The following is a 20,203-nucleotide window of genomic DNA, read 5'->3' as shown; positions in this document are numbered from 1 at the left end:
GGCATCGGCCCTTGCATCGAGGTCGCCGCCTCAACCGCGTGTGGGACACGGCGCAACGAGCCGCGTGGGCCCGTCCGACCCGGTGGCCCGTCAGGGGCACAGGGGCGTCCGGGCCCGTCAGCGTTGCGTGTGCACGCGGTTGCGCCCGTCGCGCTTGGCCAGGTACAGTAGGGCATCGGCGGCTCTCACCAGCCCGTAGGGTTCGGTGTCGACCCCCGGGACACCGGCGGCGACCCCGAGGCTGATGGATACCCGCCCGAGGTCCGTACCTTCGTGCGGAATCTGCAACCCAAGCACGGCGGCGCGGGCCGCCTCGGCCAGCTGCGCGGCGCCATCGGCATCGGTGCCGGGCAGCAGCATGGCGAATTCCTCGCCGCCGTATCGGGCGATGAAGTCTCCCGGGCGCCGGGCGACGGAGCGAAGCGCCTGGGCGACACGGCGCAGGCACTCGTCGCCTTCGACATGCCCGTAGCAGTCGTTGTAGCTCTTGAACTGGTCGACGTCGACCAGCACGACGGCGAGCGGGCGCGCCGCGCGCTGGGCCCGTCCGAACAAGCGCAGCAGGCGCGCATCGAAGTAGCGGCGATTCGGCAGGCCGGTCAGCCCGTCGTACTGGGCCAGGTGCGACAGGCGCTCGTTCGCCTGCGCGAGGGCGTCGCGCGCGTCGCGCAGACCGGTCTCCGCATCGATGCGCCGCCGCATGGCCAGAATCACGGAAGAGCCGCTCCAGGCCACGATGACGTACAGCAGCAGGGCCCAGGCGCTCTGCAGGTACGACGCGGTGCGCCAGTCCTGAAGCACGTCGTCCTTGGACACGGCCACCGTGATGCGCAGCGGATAGTTCTGCATGTGCTCGAAGCTGATGATGCGTTCGACGCCGTCGATGCTCGAGGTGCCCACCACGGTGCCCGAGCGCTGGCTCGCGAAAACCGTCACCAGGGCCGACGCCCGGGTGGCGCGGCCGATGTCCCCTTCGCTGAAGGGCTTGCGAACCACCAGCCGATCAGGCAGCGCGACCGCAATGGCGCCGCGGCGGCCGACGTCGTATTTGTCCAGCAGGCTGCGCAGGTGCCGCACGCTCACCGTGGCGAGGGCCACCCCGTCGAACTTGCCGTCCGGATCGTTGAGACGGCGCGACACGGGCAGCACCCATTCGCCCGACGAACGGCTCACGATGGGCGCGCCGACGCGTGTGCGTGCGCTGGCGTTGTCCTTGTGGAAGCGGAAGTAGTCGCGGTCGGCGTTGTTGCGCGTCGGGTCCACGGTGGGCTCCGAATGGACGATCCATCGACCGCTGGCGTCGTAGACGAACAGCCCCTTCAGCGCGCCGACTGCGGCCACCTGGTTGACCAGCACCGGTTGGAGCTGTTCCAGCGCTGCCTGCGCCAGGCCGTGGCGTTCGAGCTCGAAGACGATGCCCTCGAGGATGTGATCCACCTCGGCGATCGTGCCTTCGACCTGGTCCGTCACGGCGCGGGCCAGGTTGGTGTTCGCCCGCTCGGTCTGGGCGATCTCCTGCGCACGGGCGCGCAGGATGATCCAGGTGTTGGTGGCCAGCAGCGCCAGGCAGACGAAGACCACCAGCAGCGACGCCCATCGCAGCAGATTGCCGCTGCCCCGGTAGGGGTCGGGCTGCTCGAGGGGCGCGAGATCGCTGGGCGCCTCGAGCGACGCAGGGTCGCTCGAGGGGCCAGGGAGGGGCGCGGGGTGCCCTGTGTCTGCGTTGCCGTTCATTGCGCGCCCATTCTGACGGCCACGGCGGTGCCGGGGTCTTTCGCCCGGGAGGCGCCGGTCAGGGCGCGGGCTTGGCCGGTGTCGAAGCGGATGGCGGCGGGGCGGCCGGTGCCGGCGGCGGGTTCGGCGGCAACTGGTAGCTCCAGGTCTCGCTGAGCGCCTTGTCGCCCTGCACGAGGGTCGCGCGCATCTCCACCGGCAGGGCAGGGTTCTTGACTTTCACGCGCAACTGCACGCGCACGCCCTTGATGGCGGGGTTGCGTTGTGCCGAGTTCTCCAGCAGCTCGGCGTTGTCGCCCACGCTGACCAGCGCGCTCACCGGTGCACCGGGCGGCAGCTTGGCCAGCACCGGGCCTTCGAAGTCGATCAGGAAGGCGCTGCTGCCGTCGAGTGCGCGGATCAGGTTGGCCTGCAGCTGCTCGCCGTCGGTGTGGAAGGTCTGGCGCACCCAGGCGTTGTCCTGGCCGTGCAGCGCCGGTTCGTCGGTGGTCCAGTGCATGCGGTAGGCGAACTGCAGCAACTGGCCGCGCTGCGTCGGCGCATCGGGCGTCCAGTAGGCGACGATGTTGTCGTTGGTCTCGTCGGGCGTCGGGATTTCCATCAGGGTGACCTTGCCCTTGCCCCAGTTGCCCTGCGGCTCGATCCAGGCGCTCGGCCGCAGGTCGTAGCGGTCGCGCAGGTCTTCGAAGCGCGAGAACTCGCGGCCGCGCTGCAGCAGGCCGAAGCCCTTCGGGTTGTCGACGCTGAAGCTGCTGATCGCCAGGCTCTTGGGGTTGTTCAGCGGGCGCCACAGCCATTCGTTGGCGCCGGTGTGGATGGCCAGGCCGTTCGAGTCGTGGATGGCGGGGCGGAAGCTGCGCTTGAGGTCCGACTGCTGGTTCGGCCCGTAGAGGAACATGCTGGTCAGGGGCGCGACGCCGAGCGTCTTGATGTCGCCGCGCACGAACACGTTGGCCTGCACATCGACCACCGCATCCTTGCCGCCGGGCGTCAGGATGAACTGGTAGGCGCCGGTGGCACGCGGCGAATCGAGCAGGGCGTAGATGACCAACTGCTTCTCGCCGGCGGCCGGGCGTTGCACCCAGAACTCGCGGAAGTTGGGGAACTCCTCGCCACCGGGCGGCGCGGTGTCGATCGCCAGCCCGCGGCTCGACAGGCCGTACACCTGGCCCTTGCCGATCACGCGGAAATAGCTCGCGCCCAGGAAGCTCATGATCTCGTCGTCCTTGCCCGCCTGGTTGATCGGGTACATCACCCGAAAGCCGGCGTAGCCGAGCGTCCTCGTCGCGCTCTTGTCGAAGCTGAGGTTGCCGAAGTCGAAGCGCTCGGGGTCGTACTTGATCTCCTGGACCGAATCGCCATTGATCTCGTTCATGCGCACCGGGGCGTTGAACTGCATGCCCTGGTGATAGAAGTTCAGCCGGAAGGGCGTGGGCTGGTCGCGCCACTCGAAGCGGTCGGTGCGCGGCTGCATCTTCTGGTAGTCGGCGAACTGCATGCCGCTGAAGACGGGCGGCAGGTTGCTCACCGGCGCGACGTAGGGCTTTTCCATCAGGGCCCGCGCCCGGGCCGTCACGTCGTCGAGCGAGAAGGCATGCGCCTGCGCGGCACACAGCAGCGACGCGAGCGCGCCGGTGCACAGCAGGGCGATCGATGGTTTCTTCTTGTGGCGTGCGGTGAAGGTCATGGGGTGGATTCCAGAAGCAGAAGGCACATGGGAGAAAGGGAAAGGATCACGCGCTGGATCGCGGTGGCCTCGTGCATGTCTGAACGACTGCGCGGCCATGCGACGAATCCCGACAGGGCCGGGCGCTCGGGGCCGCGACACTCGCAGCAAGCGCATGCGCACGTCAGAAGCAATATTCCTGCCGCGCTCTGTCTGGCAGGGCGCATGGAACGCCGGCTTGCCAACATCGTCTTAGCTTAGCATCGCCGAATGTGGGGGCCTGTCGGCCAAGACCGGCTTCGCACCATCCTCCGAGAAAGAGACTGAATGAAGATGTCGTATCTGCTGGCCCTCGCGGCCGGCCTGGCCAGCCCGCTGGCCTTCGCCCAGCACGATCCTGCAGCGCTGGCCAACAAGGGGGCTTTCATCGCCGACATCGTGGGCAAGATGACCCTCGACGAGAAGATCGGCCAGCTCCGCCTGATCAGCATCGGCCCCGAAATGCCGATCGCGCAACTGGCCGACGAGATCACCGCCGGCCGCGTCGGCGGTACCTTCAATTCGGTGAACCGACCGCACAACCGCCTGCTGCAGGACGCGGCCATGAAGGGCCGGCTGAAGATCCCGATGTTCTTCGCCTACGACGTCATCCACGGGCACCGCACCACCTTTCCGATCGGTCTCGGCCTGGCATCGAGCTGGGACATGGACGCGATCAAGCTGATGGCCAGCACCGTCGCGAAAGAGGCCGCGGGCGACTCGGTCGACATGACCTTCGCGCCGATGGTCGACATCGCGCGCGACCCGCGCTGGGGCCGCACCTCGGAAGGCTTCGGCGAAGACCCGCACCTGGTGTCCGAGATCGCCAAGGCCACGGTCACGGGCTTTCAGGGCACGCTGCCGGTGCCGGCCGACCGCATCATGGCCAGCGTCAAGCACTTCGCGCTGTACGGTGCGGTGGAAGGCGGGCGCGACTACAACACCGTCGACATGAGCCCGATGCGCATGTACAACGAGTACCTGCCGCCGTACCGTGCCGCCATCGACGCCGGTGCCGGCGGCGTGATGGTCGCGCTGAACTCCATCAACGGCGTGCCGGCCACGTCGAACACCTGGCTCATGCAGGACCTGCTGCGCAAGGACTGGGGTTTCAAGGGCGTGAGCGTGAGCGACCATGGCGCCATCGTCGAGCTGATGCGCCACGGCGTGGCCAAGGACGAGCGCGAAGCCGCCAAGCTCGCGATCAACAACGGCATCGACCTCAGCATGGCCGACTCCGTCTACCTGCAGGAACTGCCCGGACTGGTGAAGTCGGGCGAGGTGCAGATGCGGGCCATCGACAGCGCGGTGCGCGAAGTGCTCGGCGCCAAGTACGACATGGGCCTGTTCCACAACCCCTACCTGCGGATCGGCGTGGCGAAGGACGACCCGACCGACCTCGATGCCGAGAGCCGGCTGCATCGCCCGGCTGCACGCGAGGTCGCGCGCAAGTCGATGGTGCTGCTGGAGAACCGCAACCGCACGCTGCCGCTCGCGAAGTCCAAGACCATCGCGCTGGTCGGCCCCTTGGCCGACGCGCCGATCGACATGCTGGGCAGCTGGTCGGCGGCCGGCAACTCGAAGAATGCGGTCACGCTGCGCGCCGGGCTGAATGCCGCCGTCGGCACGCAGGGCAAGGTGCTGTATGCGCGCGGGGCCAACATCACGAACGACGAGGCGATCGTCAAATACCTCAACTTCCTGAACTGGGACACGCCTGAGGTGACGCAGGACAAGCGCACGCCGGCCGCGATGATCGACGAAGCGGTGGCCGCGGCGCGGCAGTCGGACGTGATCGTCGCGGCGGTCGGCGAGGCGCGCGGCATGTCGCACGAGTCGTCCAGCCGCACCAGCCTGGAGCTGCCGCAGAGCCAGCGCGACCTGATCACCGCGCTCAAGGCGACCGGCAAGCCGCTGGTGCTGGTGCTGATGAACGGCCGGCCGCTGGCGCTGCAGCGTGAACAGCAGGAGGCCGACGCCATCCTCGAGACCTGGTACACCGGCATGGAAGGCGGCCACGCCATCGCCGAGCTGCTGTTCGGCGACGCCAACCCCTCGGGCAAGCTGCCGATCTCGTTCCCGCGTTCGGTCGGCCAGATTCCGACCTACTACAACCATGCGCGCCTGGGCCGGCCCTTCACCGAAGGCAAGCCGGGCAACTACACCTCGCAGTACTTCGAAGAGGTGACCGGCCCGCTGTACCCCTTCGGCTACGGCCTGAGCTATACCGACTTCGCGCTGTCCGACGTCGTGCTCTCGGGCACCACGATGGCACGCAATGGCAAGATCGAAGCCGCGGTCACGGTCAAGAATATGGGCCAGCGCGCTGGCGCGACCGTGGTGCAGCTCTACATCCAGGATGTCGCTGCGTCGGTGGTGCGGCCGGTGAAGGAACTCAAGGATTTCCGACGGGTCGAGCTCCAGCCGGGCGAAGAGAAGGTGGTGCGCTTCACCATCGACGAATCGAAGTTGCGCTTCTTCAATGCGCAGTTGCAGAACGTCGCCGAACCGGGCAGCTTCAACGTGCAGGTCGGGCTCGACTCGCAGGCGGTGACGCAGAAGCGCTTCGACCTGCAATAGCCAGCGCACGCCACGTTTCACAGCCATCGGCCAGGAGTTCGCGCCATGCAGGAAACCGACGCACTGTCCGTTCTCGGGCCGCTGTGGCAGCAGGCCGGCCTGCCCGAGGAGGCACTGGGCTTCGTCCACCTCTCCGGTGCCGACCCGGTGATGCCCTCGTCGTTCGCCGTCGGCACGGCCGCGCAGGTGAGCATCGCCGCCGCCGCGCTGGCCGCCTGCGAACTGGGCCATGTGCGCGGCGTGCCGCGGCAGGTGGTCGCGGTCGACATGCGCCACGCGGCCTTCGAATGCACCGGCTGGTTCAGCATCGACGGCCGCGTGCCCGAGCTGTGGGATGCGTTCTCCGGCCTCTACCGGTGCGCCGACGGCCATGTGCGCATCCATGCCAACTTTCGCCACCACCGCGATGGCGCGGTCCGGCTGCTGGGGCTGGACCCGGAACTCGCCCAGCGCAGCGATGCCGAGCAGGCGTTGCTGGGCTGGCGTGCGCTGGACTTCGAAGATGCGGCGGCGGCGCAGGGCCTGGTGGTGACCGCACTGCGCCGCTTCGACGAATGGGACGCGACGCCGCAGGGCCGTGCCCTGGCGGCGCAGCCGCTCTTCACCATCGAGCGCATCGGTGATGCCGCACCGCGCGCGCTGGCCCCGCTGGCCGACGACCAGCGCCCCCTCGCAGGCATTCGGGTGCTCGACCTCACGCGCATCCTGGCCGGGCCGGTGGGCGGTGGCGCACTGGCAGCCTACGGGGCCGACGTGCTGCTGATCAACTCGCCGGTGCTGCCCAACATCGAGGCGATCGCCGTCACCAGTCGCGGCAAGCTGTCGGCCCATGTCGATCTGCGCAGCGACGAGGGGCAGCAGACGCTGCGGCAGCTCGTGGCCGATGCCCATGTGTTCGTGCAGGGCTACCGACCCGGCGGGCTCGCGGATCTGGGCTTCGGGCCCGAGGCACTGGCGCGCCTGTGCCCCGGCATCGTCTGCGTGTCGCTGAGTGCCTACGGCACCCAGGGCCCGTGGTCGTCGCGGCGCGGTTTCGATTCGCTGGTGCAGACGGCCATGGGCTTCAACCATGCCGAGGGCGAAGCCGCCGGCGACGGTCGGCCGCGCCCGCTGCCGATGCAGATCCTCGACGAAGCCACCGGCTACCTGATCGCCTTCGGCGCCGCCGCCGCGCTGCGGCGCCAGCAGCGCGAAGGCGGCAGCTGGCATGTGCAGCTGTCGCTGGCGCAGACCGGCCACTGGCTGCGTGGCCTGGGCCGTGTGGCCGGCGGGCTCGACGTTCCGAAGCCCGGCATTCCCGAGTTGGCGCCATACATCGAGAGTTCGCCCTCGGGCTTCGGCGAACTGCAGGCGCTGCGCCACAGCGCACGCCTGTCTCGCACGCCGGCAGGCTGGCACCGTCCGTCGATGCCGCCCGGCAGCCATCCGGCGCAGTGGCCCTGAGCCGGGTCGTGGTTCGCTCACTAGAATGCGCGCGCATTTCGCAAGCAAAGGAACAGGCGTGAAAAGGTGGATGGGAGTCGCGGCCCTGGTCGGCGTGACCTGGGCCCAGGCGCAGAGCAACTGGTTCACGGTGGCCGGCAACCCGAGCGATCCGACGGTCGACACGGTGCAGGTCGACCCGGTGTCGGTCCGCGGCGGCCGCGAGCACCCGACCATGAACGTGCGCGTGAGCCGCGCCGTCGATCGCCGCAACTGGGAAGGCGTCGCCTACCGCTCCTACGAGTCGGAGGTGATGTTCGACTGCCGCGCCCGGCAGGCGCACTACCGCCAGGCCAGCTTCTATGCCGCGCCGCTGTGGCAGGGCACGGTGCACACCCGGACCGACTACACGCGCGACCCGAAGCCGATGCTGTTCAAGGACATGGCGCCCAACCCGACCCAGCGCATCGTGCGCGCCGCCTGCCGCGCCTGAGCCGCCGCTAGCGACCGGGCGCGGCCCGCATCAGCGCGTCCTGCAGGGCCGCGCCGGCGTTCATGCCCTTGGCCATGCTCATGCCGTTGGTGGTGGTGTCGATCACGGTCCGGGTCTGGATCGACTGGTTGTTCAAGGTGTTCTGCACGATGGCCGCGGCCGGCAGGCTGCCGCTGGCCGGTGCGCTGTTGCCGGCGCCGACCTGCACCAGGCTGGCTTCGCCGAGATGCCGCTCGAACGCGGCCGCCTGCGCCGGTGTGATGCGGCCCAGGTCCGGCACCTGGAAGGCGGTGCTGGCCATCAGCACGCCGTTGACCGCGATCACGCGGCTGATGCCGAAGGACACCATCAGCCCGCCGCCCAGATCGAAGCCGCCGCGCATGAGGTCCAGCGTGGCGTCGCCGACGGTGGTCCAGACCTTCGACTCGCCCGGCTGCCGGTCGACGCTGTCGGCCGCCGCGGCCGCAGCGAGCCCGAGCGACAGACCGAGCGCGGTGACGAGGTGGCGGACCATCAGAACTGCCCCGGGCCGTTGCGCGGCAAGGTGTGGGAGAGCGTGTGGCGCAGGATGCCGGTAGCCAGCGGTGCTGCCGGTGCTGCGCGCCAGTCGGACGCCAGGTTGAAGCGGGCCAGGTCGATCCGGTTGTGAACGACGAACAGCAGCTTCTGCTTCCATTGCGCCTCGAAGGCTTCGCGCGGCAGGGCGCGGGTGCCGTTGGCCGGGTCGCCGATCAGCACCCGGTCGCGGTCCAGCCCCTTCACTACGACAAAGTGGTGGTAGCCGTTTTCGGTGATGAGGGCGATGGCCGGCAGGCCTTCCTGGCGCAGCGTGTCGAGCGGCTGGCGGAAGCCGTCGGCCTCCAGGCCGCGCGACTGCAGGTAGCGCTTCATGTCCAGCAGCGAGAAGCCCTCGCGCCGGATCTTGGCCTGATCGCCCTCGGCGTACATCTGCTCGAAGACCTCCCGCTCGGTGGTCGGCAGGCCATAGTGATGGGTCAGCAGCGTGGCCACCGCGGCCGAGCCGCAGCTGAAGTCGTACTGCTGAATCAACGTGCCGGCCTGCTTGATCTGCTGCAGGCTGCGGATCGGCACCGTGTAGCTGCCGCCGCCGATCTCCGTCAGCTGCGGCGCACGCGCCTGCGCTTGCGCCTGCATCTGGCCCAGGCCCACGCCCACGCAGAGCAGGGCGGCGGGCCAACAGGAAAGCATGTGCATGGCGCGCTCCGGCTATTGCATCTTCACGTTCACGATGACGGCGTTCTGGATCAGCACGTTCGCACCGGAGTTCTGCACCACCAGCGGCAGGCCGCTCATGCCGGAGAACGCGCCGCCGGTGATCGTGTTGTTGCCGGTGGCGACATGGTTCGCCACGTTGCCGGCGGTGATGCCGTCCAGCCGCATGTCGTTGTGCGTGATGTCGGTACCGCCGCGCAGGGCCGAGAGCGTGTCCGCGTCCACCGGCGCCGCGGCGAACGCCGGGGCTGCCGGCCGCGCAGTCAGCGGCGGCAGGTCCTGGGCCCACAGGTGCCAGGGCAGAGGCAGCAGCACCAGCGCCGTCAGCGCCAGTCGGCGTCGCAGAGGCAGGTTTCGCATGAGAGGCTCCTCGAAAGGGAAAGACGCTGCCACACCGCGGCGCAGTCTCGTGCGAGACCACGCCGCAGGCGGCAGGACAGTCAGCGCCTCAGCGGACGCTGAGGTTGGCCTGCACGTTCACGCTCTGCTGCACCAGGCTGCTGATGCCGCTCTGCTGGTTGGCCAGCATGATGCCGGCGGCCGACTGGCCGACCGAGGTCATCGCGTTCGACATGTTGAAGGTGCCGGCGCTCACGGTGTTGGTTCCGCCCGCGCCGCCGCTGCCGCCTTCACCCACGCCGCCGGTGCCACCGGCCGCGGTGTTGGTGCCACCGCTGCCCGCACCCCCGGCACCGCCGGTGCCGCTGCCGCCCGCGCCGCCGGTGCCGGCCGCGTTGTTGCCGTTGCTGGCGCTGCCGTTGGTCGCACTGCCGTTGGTGGCCGGGGCGCCGGCGCCACCGTCTCCGCTGCCGGCCGTGCGTGCGCCGGTGTTGGAGCTGGTCGCCGTCCCGCCGGCACCGCCCGCGCCGCCTGCGGCACCGCTGCCGGTGCCGGTGGCCGCGCCGCCGGCGCCCGCCGTGCCGGTGCTGCCGCTGGTGCCGCCGTCGGATGCGCCCAGGCCGCCGCCGCCATTGGCGCTGCCGCTGCCGCCGCTCACGCCGCCGTTGCCGCCGCTACCGCTGCCGCTGCCGTAGCCGCCAGCACCACCGTTGTCGCCGTTGGCACGGGCCTGTCCGCTGGAGTTGGCGCCAGAGGCCGAGCCGCCGGAGCCATAGGCGCCGTTGCCTGCAGTGGCGCTGCCGTTGGTGGCGCTGCCATGGCTGATCGCACCGTTCGATGCGCTGCCGCCGGTGGCGCCCACGGCCCCCGTGCCCACCGCGCCGTTGCCGCCTTGACCACTGCCGGACGAAGAGCCGCCCGCGCCGCGGCCACCCGTGCCACCGTTGCCCGTGCCGCCGGCCGAGGAGCCGGTGTTGTAGGCGTAGTTGCCGATGCCGCTCACGTTGTTGCCGGTGACCACGCCGCTCAGGTGGCTGCTGGCCGTGGCCGTGGTTTGATTGAAGGCGTTGGAGAAGGTGCCGGTCGAGCCGTTGTTGAGCGCCACCGAACGGGCGGCGTCGGCGCGGGCCGCACCCGAGTTGCGGTACATGCTCTGGTCGCGGCTGTCGCTGGTGGTCGTGCTCGAGTCGGTGTTGGTCGTCGTTGTCGTCCGGGTTCGGCTGCTGCTGTCGCTGTAGTTCAACTGGACGGCGAGCGCGTCGTCGGCGGCATTGGCTCCGCCGCCCGACTGGGTGGCGGTCTGCGCGGCGGCCGAACCGGCTGCCAGGCCCAACGCAAGCGTGATCGAAGAGGCGAGAAGTGTCTTGTTCATAAGGTCTCCAATGGTTGAATCGAATTTCGCTGTCGAAGGTTGTGCAGAACGCGCAACGAGCGGCGAACCGCAAATTCAATGCCAGCTCGCAATTCGGATGTTTTTCTCAGGGTAGACGCAGTCAAGCGCATTTTTTGCAGCGCTCCGAACGCTGGCCGCAGCGTCGAAAACGTCACAGGGTTGTGACATCACAAGTGCTCATTCGATAAAAAACATCTTCCGAATCAACGGTTTGAAAAATGTCATTTCCCGAATGGATGTGTCTCGGCCGCGATACGGCCATTGGAAATAGACTGCATGGGTAAGGAAAAGAGCGGCTTTGGCAATCGACGAATTCGAGCTTCTCAGGAAATAGAAAGTACAACTGTTTACGAATATTTCCAGTTGCAAACGAATATGGCAATTTTGAAAAGCTACGATCCCGGCCGGAGACAGAAGTCACGAAGAAGAAGGCCCGGACATGACCCATTCGAAGGCTCTATTCAAGGTTGCGTTGTGTGTCAGTGCGGCCGCCGGCGGCGCCGGGGCCGACGCGCAGACGGCAGAGACCCCGCGCAAGCCAGTGCGACGTGCCCCCTCACCGGTGACCGAGCTGCAGCGCCAGGTGGCGGAGCAGGGGCGGGAGATCGAGGTGCTGCGTCGCTCCCTGGCGGAGCAGGCGGCGCGTCAGGACGAACTGCAGCGGTCGCTGACCGAAAGCCGCGTGGCGGCCGAGCAGGCCGCGCCCGCGGCCCGGCCGCCCGAGGCGCGCGCCGTGGTCGCGGCCGCGCCGCGTGAAGTGCAGGTCGGCCAGCCGCCCAGCCAGGACACCCGCACCTTCAACGTGGCGCCGCTCTTCGAGCAGCCGGGCATCCTCACGCCCAAGGGCACGGTGGTGCTGGAGCCATCGCTCCAGTACGCGTACTCGTCGAGCAACCAGGTCGCGCTGGTCGGCTACACCATCATTCCCTCGCTGCTCATCGGACTGGTCGACGTGCGGCAGGTCAAGCAGCACACCTTCACCTCGGCCCTGACCGGCCGATTCGGCATCACGAATCGGTTCGAGATCGAAGCCAAGCTGCCTTATGTCTACCGCTCGAACTCGACCGTCAGCCGCGAGATCTTCACCGGCTCGGCGAGCGACAACGTGTTCGAGACCAGCGGCCGGCACATCGGCGACGCCGAGGTCACCGCTCGCTACCAGTTCAACGAGGGCAGCGCCACCACGCCCTACATGATCGGCACGCTGCGCTTCAAGTCGCGCACCGGCAAGGACCCGTTCGAGGTGGTGACCGACTGCGTGACGCGCTGCATCGGCAACACCACCGGCACCGGCCTGCCGCTGGACCTGCCCACCGGCTCGGGCTTCTACACGCTCCAACCGGGGCTGACCTGGCTGTTCCCGTCCGACCCGGTGGTCTTCTTCGGCAGCTTCAGCTATGCCTACAACTTCAAGCGCACCGACGTGAGCCGCACGGTGCGCAACGGGGGCACCGAGTTCCTCGGGGACTTCCGTGCCGGCGACGTGATCGGCATGAACTTCGGCATGGGCCTGGCGCTCAACGACAAGTCGGCCTTCAGCATCGGGGTCGACCTGAACTCGGTCGGCCGGGTCAAGCAGAACGGCGTCACCGTGCCCGGCTCGGTGCGCACCCAGCTCGCCACGCTCATGCTCGGCTACTCGTACCGCTACGACCCGAAGAAGAGCGTGAACATCTCGGTCGGCGCGGGCCTGACGCGCGACACGCCCGACCTGACGCTGACGGCGCGCATTCCCTTCACCTTTTGACCGCGAGCATGCTGGCGCGACGAATCCTCTGCGTGGCGCCGGGCGCCCGGCCCGCCGGGCTCGAGCACCACCTGCGCGCCGAAGGCTGGGACATCGTCTGGGCGACGGAACTGTCGGCGGTGCGCCGGCTGCGGCAGCGGCTGGACATCGGCTTCGGCCTGATGCTGCTCGACCGGGTCGATGCGGTGTTGACCGCTGCGCTCGAGACCGCCGTGCAGCCGGCCGACGGCGGCGACTGGGTGGTGGTCTGCCCGGCACGCGCGCTGGAGGCGCCGGCCTTTCGCGAGCTGGTGGCCGACGCCTTCTTCGACTACCACACCGAGCCGGTCGACCCGAGCTGCCTGTTGCAGATCCTGGCGCATGCCCATCGCCGCGCCAGCCTGCGGGCCACCTGCCACGAGCCGGCGCCCGCCGGCGGGCCGGACAGCCTGGGCATGGTCGGCCAGAGCCCGGCGATGGCACAGCTGCGCCGTCAGATCCGCAAAGTGGCCGTCACCGAGGCGCCGGTGCTCATCGGCGGCGAAAGCGGCAGCGGCAAGGAGCTCGCGGCGCAGGCGATCCACCGCGGCTCGGCGCGGGCCGACGGCCCCTTCGTGGCGGTGAACTGCGGCGCCATCGTGCCGGCCCTGGCGCAGTCGGAACTCTTCGGCCACGAGCGCGGCTCCTTCACCGGCGCGCTGAGCGAGCGCCGCGGCTTGATCGCCTCGGCCCAGGGCGGCACGCTGTTCCTGGATGAGATCGGTGACCTGCCGCTCGACTTGCAGACCAACCTGCTGCGCTTCCTGCAGGAGAAGACGATCCAGCGCGTGGGCGGTGCGCGCAGCCTGCCGGTGGACGTGCGCGTCGTGGCGGCCTCGCACATCGACCTGGCGGAAGCGGTGGCCTGCGGCAAGTTCCGCGAAGACCTCTACTACCGGCTGCATGTGCTGTCGATCACCGTGCCGCCGCTGCGCGAGCGCAAGGAAGACGTGCCGATGCTCGCGCAGCACTTCTACCAGCGCTGCGCGCAGGAGCTCAAGAGAACGCGGGCCGCGGGCTTCAGCCGGCAGGCTCTCGCGGCGATGGTGGCGCATGGCTGGCCCGGCAACGTGCGCGAGCTGTTCAACCGGGTGCAGCGCGCGGTCGTCATGACCGACAGCCGCTTCATTCAGCCCAGCGACCTCGACCTGGCGGGCGACGCGCCCGACGCCGGCATCTGCCTCAATGCGGCGCGCACCCTGGCCGAACGGGATGCCATCCGCTTCACGCTCGACCGGGTCGGCCGCAACGTCACGCATGCGGCACGCGAGCTCGGTGTCTCACGCATGACGCTGTACCGGCTGATGGAGAAGCACCGCATCCCGTCGCCGGGTTGACGGCCCGGCCGTTCAGCCGGCGATCAGCAAGCGCTCGCGCTGTGTCTCGACCGTCTCGCGCACGAAGCTCCACACCGCCTGCATGCGGCCCAGGTGCTTGGTTTCGGCCGGCATCGACATCCAGAAGGTGCGGGTGAAGCGGGCCTGGGCCGGCAGCACTGCGGTGAGCGACGCGTCGCGCTCGGCGATGAAGGCCGGCAGCACCGCGATGCCGGCACCGGCTGCCACCGCGGCGTGCTGGGCCAGGATGCTGGTGCTGCGCAGCGCGAAGGTGTCGGGCTTGTGCAGCTCGTCCAGGTACTGCAGCTCCTTGCTGAAGAGCAGGTCGTCGACATAGCTGATGAAGGTGTGGCCGCGCAGGTCGTCGCGCGTCTGGATGGCGCCGTGCTTCGCGAGGTAGGCCGTCGAAGCGTACAGCCGCAGCGTGTAGTCGGTGAGCTTGGTCACCACCACCGGGCCGCGCGCGGGCCGCTCCAGCGAGATCACGATGTCGGCCTCGCGGCGCGACAGGTGCACCAGCCGCGGCATGGCGAGCAGGTCGATCACCAGCCTCGGGTGCCGGCCGGCGAACAGCGCGAGCTGCGGCGCCAGCACCACGGTGCCGAAGCCCTCGGTCGCGCCGATGCGCACCACGCCCGACAAGCCTTCGTGCGAGGCGGGTGCCGCGCTCTCGACGCTGCGAAAGGCGTTCTCCATCGCCTCGACCTGCGGCTGCAGGCGCCGGCCGGCCTCGGTGAGCCGGTGGCCGCCGGCCTCGCGCGAGAACAGGGGCGCGCCGACCTGCTTCTCGAGTGCCTGGATGCGCCGCGCCACCGTGGTGTGGTCGACCGCCAGTCGGCGGGCCGCACTCTGCAGCGTGCCGGCGCGTGCGAGCTCGAGGAAGAAGCGCAGGTTGTCCCAGTCCATGCGTTGCGATTATGCAGATCGTGGGTGCGTATTTGTCTATTGCTATGGCAAAACTGCAAAGCTAGCATCGTCCGTTCGCCGCCATCCGGCCAGAGATCTACAAGGAGACAAATCCATGGATGCCAAAGTCAAGCCGACCACCCAGGTCGCCACCGTCAAGCTGCTCATCGGCGGCCAATTCGTCGAGTCGAAGACCACCGACTGGCGCGATGTCGTCAACCCGGCCACGCAGGAGGTGCTGGCCCGCGTGCCGTTCGCGACGCCGGCCGAGGTCGATGCCGCAGTCGCGTCGGCCAAGAACGCCTTCAAGACCTGGAAGAAGACGCCCATCGGCGCGCGCGCCCGCATCTTCCTGAAGTACCAGCAGCTCATCCGCGAGAACATGGGCGAGCTCGCGGCCATCCTCACGGCCGAGCAGGGCAAGACGCTGCCCGATGCCGAGGGGGACGTGTTCCGCGGCCTCGAAGTGGTCGAGCACGCGTCGGCCATCGGCAACCTGCAACTGGGCGAGATGGCCAACAACGTGGCCAACGGCGTCGACACGTACACGCTGCTGCAGCCGCTGGGCGTGTGCGCCGGCATCACGCCCTTCAACTTCCCCGCGATGATCCCGCTGTGGATGTTCCCGATGGCGATCGTCACCGGCAACACCTTCGTGCTGAAGCCGTCGGAGCAGGACCCGATGGTCACGATGCGGCTGTGCGAACTGGCATTGGAAGCGGGCATTCCGGCCGGCGTGTTGAACGTCATCCATGGTGGGGAATCGGTGGTCAACGCCATCTGCGACCACCAGGACATCAAGGCGATTTCCTTCGTCGGTTCGACCAAGGTCGGCACGCACGTCTACAACCGCGCGATCCCGACCGGCAAGCGGGTGCAATGCATGATGGGCGCGAAGAACCATGCCATCGTCATGCCCGACGCGAACAAGGAACAGACGCTCAACGCGCTGGCCGGCGCGGGCTTCGGCGCGGCGGGCCAGCGCTGCATGGCGGTGTCGGTCGCAGTGCTGGTGGGCGATGCGCAGAAGTGGGTGCCCGACCTGGTCGCCAAGGCGCAGACGCTGAAGATCGGCGCGGGCACGGAGAAGGGCGTCGACGTGGGGCCGCTGGTGTCGTGCGCCGCTTACGAGCGGGTCAACGGGCTGATCGAACGCGGCGTCGCCGATGGCGCGACGCTGGCGCTCGATGGCCGGAAGCCGACCGTGCCAGGCTACGAGAAGGGCAACTTCGTCGGACCGACGGTCTTCGCCGATGTGAAGCCCGGCATGGTGATCTACGAGCAGGAAATCTTCGGCCCGGTGCTGTGCCTGGCCAATGCCGCCACCATCGACGAAGCCATCGAGCTGATCAACGCCAACCCGAACGGCAACGGCACCGCCATCTTCACGCAGTCGGGGGCGGCGGCGCGCAAGTTCCAGGAAGAGATCGACGTGGGCCAGGTTGGCATCAACGTGCCGATCCCGGTGCCGGTGCCGATGTTCTCCTTCACCGGCTCGCGCGCGTCGAAGCTCGGCGACCTCGGGCCCTACGGCAAGCAGGTCATCATGTTCTACACGCAGACCAAGACGGTGACGTCGCGCTGGTTCGACGACAGCACGGTGAGCCAGGGCGTCAACACCACCATCAGCCTGAAGTAACCTCGTTCGAATGGACTTCGAACTCACTGAAGAGCAACGCGCCTTCGCCGAGACCGCCCGCGAATTCGCCGCCAGCGAATTCGCGCCGCACGCCGCGCGCTGGGACGCCGAGGCGTTCTTCCCCAAGGACGCCATCGCCAAGGCCGGCGAGCTCGGCTTCTGCGGCCTCTATGCGCCCGAGCGCATCGGCGGCCTCGCGCTGCCGCGGCTCGACGCCACGTTGGTGTTCGAGGAGATGGCCGCGGTCGACCCGTCGACCACGGCCTTCATCACCATCCACAACATGGCGACCTGGATGCTCGGCACCTGGGGCACCGAGGCGGTGTGCAAGACCTGGGGCGAGGACCTGACGAGCGGTCGCAAGCTGGCGTCGTACTGCCTGACCGAACCCGGCGCCGGCTCCGATGCCGGCTCGCTCAAGACGCGGGCGGAGCTGCAAGGCGGCGAATACGTCATCAACGGTGGCAAGGCCTTCATCTCAGGCGCCGGCGCTACGGATGTACTGGTGCTGATGGCCCGCACCGGTGGTGGCGGCGCGGGCGGCATCTCGGCCTTCGCGCTGCCCTCTGATGCGCCCGGCATCAGCTACGGCAAGAAGGAGCACAAGATGGGCTGGAACAGCCAGCCCACGCGCACCATCGCCTTCGACAACGTGCGTGTTCCGGCCGACCACCTGCTCGGTAGCGAAGGCGAGGGTTTCCGCATCGCGATGAAGGGGCTCGACGGCGGGCGCATCAACATCGCGACCTGCTCGGTCGGTGCGGCGCAGGGTGCGCTGAACGCGGCGCGCAGCTACCTGCACGACCGCCACCAGTTCGGCAAGCCGCTCGCCAGCTTCCAGGCGCTGCAGTTCAAGCTGGCCGACATGGCGACCGAACTGGTCGCGGCGCGCCAGATGGTGCGCATGGCCGCGAGCAAGCTCGACGCGGCGCACCCCGATGCTTCGACGTATTGCGCGATGGCCAAGCGCTTCGCGACCGATGCCGGCTTCACCATCTGCAACGACGCGCTGCAGCTGCACGGCGGCTACGGCTACCTGGCCGAGTTCCCGCTGGAGCGGCTGGTGCGCGACACGCGGGTGCACCAGATCCTCGAAGGCACCAACGAAATCATGCGGGTCATCGTCGCGCGAAAATTGCTCGAAGGCGACAGCGACATCCGCTGACCTCAACCATTCCCATCCCCCGTTGCCCCATGACCGAACCCGTCGTCCTCTTCCAGGAAATCCCCACCGCCAACGGCCAGCGCTTCGGCGTGGCCACGCTCAACGCGCCGGCTTCGCTCAATGCGCTGTCGGTCGACATGGTGCGCCTGCTCACGCCGAAGCTGCGCGAATGGGCCGCCGATGCCGGCATCGTCGGCGTGCTGATGGATGCGGCTGGCGAGAAGGCCTTCTGCGCCGGCGGCGACCTGCGCCAGCTCTACCAGACGTTGCTGGATTGCAAGGCCGAGCGCAACGAGTACGCCGAGCGCTTCTTTGGCGAAGAATACGAACTCGACCACCTGATCCACACCTTCCCCAAGCCCTTCGTCTGCTGGGGTCACGGCATCGTGATGGGCGGCGGCGTCGGCCTGATGGCCGGCTGCTCGCACCGCGTGGTGACCGAAGGCAGCCGCGTCGCGATGCCCGAGGTCAACATCGGCCTGTACCCCGACGTCGGCGGCAGCTGGTTCCTGCGCCGCACGCCGGGTCGCACCGGTCTGTTCCTGGCCTTCACTGCCGCGCAGATCAATGCGGCCGACGCGATCTTCGCGGGCCTGGCCGACGTGCTGGTGCCGCATGCTGCCAAGGCGCAGGTGCTGGAGGCAATCACGACGGCCGGATGGAAGGGCACGCCGGACGCCGACCGCGCGCTGATGTCCAGGCTGCTGGCGCAGGCGGGTGAGGGCGCTCATGGTTTGGCTTTGCCGGCATCGAAGCTGCGCGAGCACTTCGACCGCATCAACGCCACGCTGGCCGGCGACGACCTGCTGGCCATCGACCAGCGCCTGCGCGCGCTGCAGAGCGACGACCCCTGGCTGCAGACGGCGGTGAAGACCTACGCCAAGGGCGCGCCGAGCTCGGTCGCGCTGTCGTGGGCACTGTGGCAGCGCGTACCGCGCATGTCGCTGGCCGAGGTGTTCCGGCTGGAGTACTGGGCGTCGCTCGGCTTCTGCGCGCATGCCGACTTCACCGAGGGCATCCGCGCGGTGCTGGTCGACAAGGACCGCAACCCGAAGTGGAACCCGGCGACGCTGGCCGAGATCACGCCGGCCTTCGTCGACGACCACCTGCGTGCCCGCGGCGAGATGGCGCCGGAGCTCGTGACACTGGTTTGAGCCGCTTCCCCCTCAAAATCAACGGAGACAAAAAATGAAGATCGCATTCATCGGCCTCGGCAACATGGGCGGCCCGATGGCCATGAACCTGCAGAAGGCCGGCCACACTGTCAGTGCCTTCGATCTGTCGAAGGAGGCATGCGCCAAGTTCGGGGCCGACGGCCTGCCGATCGCCGCGTCGGCGGCGGCCACGCTGGAGGGCGCCGAGATCGTCGTCAGCATGCTGCCGGCCAGCGCGCACGTCGAAGGGCTCTACCTCGGCAGCGACGGTCAACCCGGCATCCTCGAACAGATCGCGCCCGGCGCGCTGGTGATCGACAGCAGCACCATCGCCGCCGCCACCTCGCGCAAGGTCGCCGAAGCGGCCGCCAAGCGCGGCGTGGCCGTCATCGACGCGCCGGTCTCGGGCGGCACCGGCGGCGCCATTGCCGGCACGCTGACTTTCATGGTCGGCGGCAGTGAGGCCGACCTCGAACGCGCGCGGCCGGTGCTGGAGAAGATGGGCGCCAACATCTTCCACGCCGGTGCGGCCGGTGCCGGCCAGACCGCCAAGATCTGCAACAACATGCTGCTCGGCATCCTGATGATCGGGACGTCCGAGGCCATCGCGCTGGGCGTGGCCAACGGGCTGGACCCGAAGGTGCTGTCGGAGATCATGCGGCGCAGCTCGGGCGGCAACTGGGCGCTGGAAAAATACAACCCGCTGCCGGGCGTGATGGAGACATCGCCCGCGTCGAAGAACTACGCCGGTGGCTTCGGCACCGACCTGATGCTGAAGGACCTGGGCCTGGCGCAGGAGAACGCGGCCGCGGTGCGCGCCGCCACGCCGCTGGGCGGCATGGCACGCAACCTGTATGCCGCACACAGCCTGGCGGGCTACGGCGCGCTGGACTTCTCCAGCGTCATCAAGCTCGTCCAGAAGAGGAGCTGAGCGCCCCGGTCACTCGGTGTCTTTCGACTCGTACCCCGGCAGGCGCAAGCCTGGCACCGAGGGCATCGGCTCGGCCTCGATGCACACGTCGTTGGGGTTCTCCCACGCGAAGTGCACGGTGGAGTCGCCGAGGGTGAGCACGTCGCCGTCGGTCAGGGGTTCTTGCGTCAGCTTGCGGCCGTTGAGCCACACACCATTGGTGCTGCTCAGGTCTTCGATGGTCACGAAGGCGTGGTCGACGGTGAGGGCCGCATGCACGCGACTCACGCGGCGGTCGTGCACGATCACCTGGTTCGCTGGCGCACGGCCGATCGTGGTGCGCCCGGCAGGCAGCACATGGACTTCGAACAGGCCCGACGGCAGGAGGATCGCGAGGGTGGGTAGCTTGGCGCCGCTCATGGCCCGAT

General features: G+C 68.7%; 17 protein-coding genes. 9 read left to right on the top strand and 8 right to left on the bottom strand.

Annotated elements, in window-relative coordinates; translation table 11 throughout:
• Positions 1 to 117: 117 nt before the first annotated feature.
• Together ACSFBE_RS04580 and ACSFBE_RS04575 are read right to left on the bottom strand one after the other, a co-directional pair.
• On the bottom strand, positions 118 to 1,734 hold the full coding sequence (locus ACSFBE_RS04580) for a sensor domain-containing diguanylate cyclase (RefSeq protein WP_435489192.1): 1,617 nt from the start codon (positions 1,732 to 1,734) through the stop codon (positions 118 to 120).
• A 58-nt stretch (positions 1,735 to 1,792) separates the two neighbouring features.
• Positions 1,793 to 3,421 carry a glucan biosynthesis protein G gene (locus tag ACSFBE_RS04575; protein ID WP_435489191.1) on the bottom strand — a complete coding sequence of 543 codons (1,629 nt, stop codon included), beginning with the start codon at positions 3,419 to 3,421 and terminating at the stop codon, positions 1,793 to 1,795.
• Between the two features lie 312 nt (positions 3,422 to 3,733).
• Between ACSFBE_RS04575 and bglX the strand changes: the two genes are divergently transcribed.
• The 3 genes from bglX (at position 3,734) to ACSFBE_RS04560 (ending at position 7,934) form a co-directional block, all read left to right on the top strand.
• Positions 3,734 to 6,019, top strand: coding sequence for a beta-glucosidase BglX (gene bglX, locus ACSFBE_RS04570; protein ID WP_435489460.1), 2,286 nt, complete (start codon positions 3,734 to 3,736; stop codon positions 6,017 to 6,019).
• 45 nt (positions 6,020 to 6,064) lie between these two features.
• Entirely contained in the window at positions 6,065 to 7,462 is a 1,398-nt protein-coding gene (locus tag ACSFBE_RS04565) for a CoA transferase (RefSeq protein WP_435489190.1), read from the top strand.
• Between the two features lie 70 nt (positions 7,463 to 7,532).
• Positions 7,533 to 7,934, top strand: coding sequence for a surface-adhesin E family protein (locus ACSFBE_RS04560; protein ID WP_435489189.1), 402 nt, complete (start codon positions 7,533 to 7,535; stop codon positions 7,932 to 7,934).
• 7 nt (positions 7,935 to 7,941) lie between these two features.
• Here the strand turns inward: ACSFBE_RS04560 and ACSFBE_RS04555 are convergent, their stop codons facing one another.
• The 4 genes from ACSFBE_RS04555 to ACSFBE_RS04540 form a co-directional block, all read right to left on the bottom strand.
• Positions 7,942 to 8,448 (bottom strand): hypothetical protein, encoded by a 507-nt coding sequence (locus ACSFBE_RS04555; RefSeq protein ID WP_435489188.1) that lies wholly within the window; start codon positions 8,446 to 8,448, stop codon positions 7,942 to 7,944.
• Positions 8,448 to 9,143 carry a C39 family peptidase gene (locus ACSFBE_RS04550; RefSeq protein WP_435489459.1) on the bottom strand — a complete coding sequence of 232 codons (696 nt, stop codon included), beginning with the start codon at positions 9,141 to 9,143 and terminating at the stop codon, positions 8,448 to 8,450. The genes ACSFBE_RS04555 and ACSFBE_RS04550 overlap by 1 nt, the downstream gene beginning before the upstream one ends.
• 18 nt (positions 9,144 to 9,161) lie before the next feature.
• Entirely contained in the window at positions 9,162 to 9,527 is a 366-nt protein-coding gene (locus ACSFBE_RS04545) for a hypothetical protein (protein WP_435489187.1), read from the bottom strand.
• Between the two features lie 88 nt (positions 9,528 to 9,615).
• The gene (locus ACSFBE_RS04540; RefSeq protein ID WP_435489186.1) at positions 9,616 to 10,878 is read right to left on the bottom strand and encodes a hypothetical protein; all 1,263 of its coding nucleotides are present in this window, start codon (positions 10,876 to 10,878) and stop codon (positions 9,616 to 9,618) included.
• Positions 10,879 to 11,338: 460 nt separating this feature from the next.
• Here ACSFBE_RS04540 and ACSFBE_RS04535 point away from each other — a divergent pair, with 460 nt between their 5' ends.
• Together ACSFBE_RS04535 and ACSFBE_RS04530 are read left to right on the top strand one after the other, a co-directional pair.
• A complete protein-coding gene (locus tag ACSFBE_RS04535) occupies positions 11,339 to 12,646 on the top strand; it encodes an acetate kinase (RefSeq protein WP_435489185.1) in 1,308 nt (435 codons plus the stop codon).
• Between the two features lie 8 nt (positions 12,647 to 12,654).
• Positions 12,655 to 14,001, top strand: coding sequence for a sigma-54 dependent transcriptional regulator (locus ACSFBE_RS04530; protein WP_435489184.1), 1,347 nt, complete (start codon positions 12,655 to 12,657; stop codon positions 13,999 to 14,001).
• Positions 14,002 to 14,013: 12 nt separating this feature from the next.
• Here ACSFBE_RS04530 and ACSFBE_RS04525 read toward each other — a convergent pair whose 3' ends face one another.
• The gene (locus tag ACSFBE_RS04525; RefSeq protein ID WP_435489183.1) at positions 14,014 to 14,907 is read right to left on the bottom strand and encodes a LysR family transcriptional regulator; all 894 of its coding nucleotides are present in this window, start codon (positions 14,905 to 14,907) and stop codon (positions 14,014 to 14,016) included.
• A gap of 115 nt (positions 14,908 to 15,022) precedes the next feature.
• On the opposite strand from ACSFBE_RS04525, the gene ACSFBE_RS04520 reads away from it, so the two are divergent.
• Genes ACSFBE_RS04520 through mmsB form a run of 4 tightly spaced genes read left to right on the top strand, consistent with a single transcriptional unit; the run spans position 15,023 to position 19,796 of the window.
• Positions 15,023 to 16,546: a CoA-acylating methylmalonate-semialdehyde dehydrogenase gene (locus tag ACSFBE_RS04520; protein ID WP_435489182.1), complete on the top strand. Its 1,524-nt coding sequence runs from the start codon at positions 15,023 to 15,025 to the stop codon at positions 16,544 to 16,546.
• A gap of 10 nt (positions 16,547 to 16,556) precedes the next feature.
• Entirely contained in the window at positions 16,557 to 17,711 is a 1,155-nt protein-coding gene (locus tag ACSFBE_RS04515) for an acyl-CoA dehydrogenase family protein (RefSeq protein WP_435489181.1), read from the top strand.
• A 29-nt stretch (positions 17,712 to 17,740) separates the two neighbouring features.
• Positions 17,741 to 18,865: an enoyl-CoA hydratase/isomerase family protein gene (locus ACSFBE_RS04510; RefSeq protein WP_435489180.1), complete on the top strand. Its 1,125-nt coding sequence runs from the start codon at positions 17,741 to 17,743 to the stop codon at positions 18,863 to 18,865.
• Between the two features lie 34 nt (positions 18,866 to 18,899).
• Positions 18,900 to 19,796, top strand: coding sequence for a 3-hydroxyisobutyrate dehydrogenase (mmsB, locus tag ACSFBE_RS04505; protein WP_435489179.1), 897 nt, complete (start codon positions 18,900 to 18,902; stop codon positions 19,794 to 19,796).
• A gap of 9 nt (positions 19,797 to 19,805) precedes the next feature.
• On the opposite strand, the gene ACSFBE_RS04500 is transcribed toward mmsB, so the two are convergent.
• Positions 19,806 to 20,195, bottom strand: a complete 390-nt coding sequence (locus ACSFBE_RS04500; RefSeq protein ID WP_435489178.1) for an FHA domain-containing protein — start codon at positions 20,193 to 20,195, stop codon at positions 19,806 to 19,808.
• Positions 20,196 to 20,203: the final 8 nt, after the last annotated feature.

This window comes from Variovorax sucrosi (assembly GCF_051216635.1).
Taxonomy (GTDB): Bacteria; Pseudomonadota; Gammaproteobacteria; order Burkholderiales; family Burkholderiaceae_C; genus Variovorax.
The sequence above is the reverse complement of the archived record's forward strand: the minus strand, read 5'-3'. Positions and strand labels throughout refer to the sequence as shown.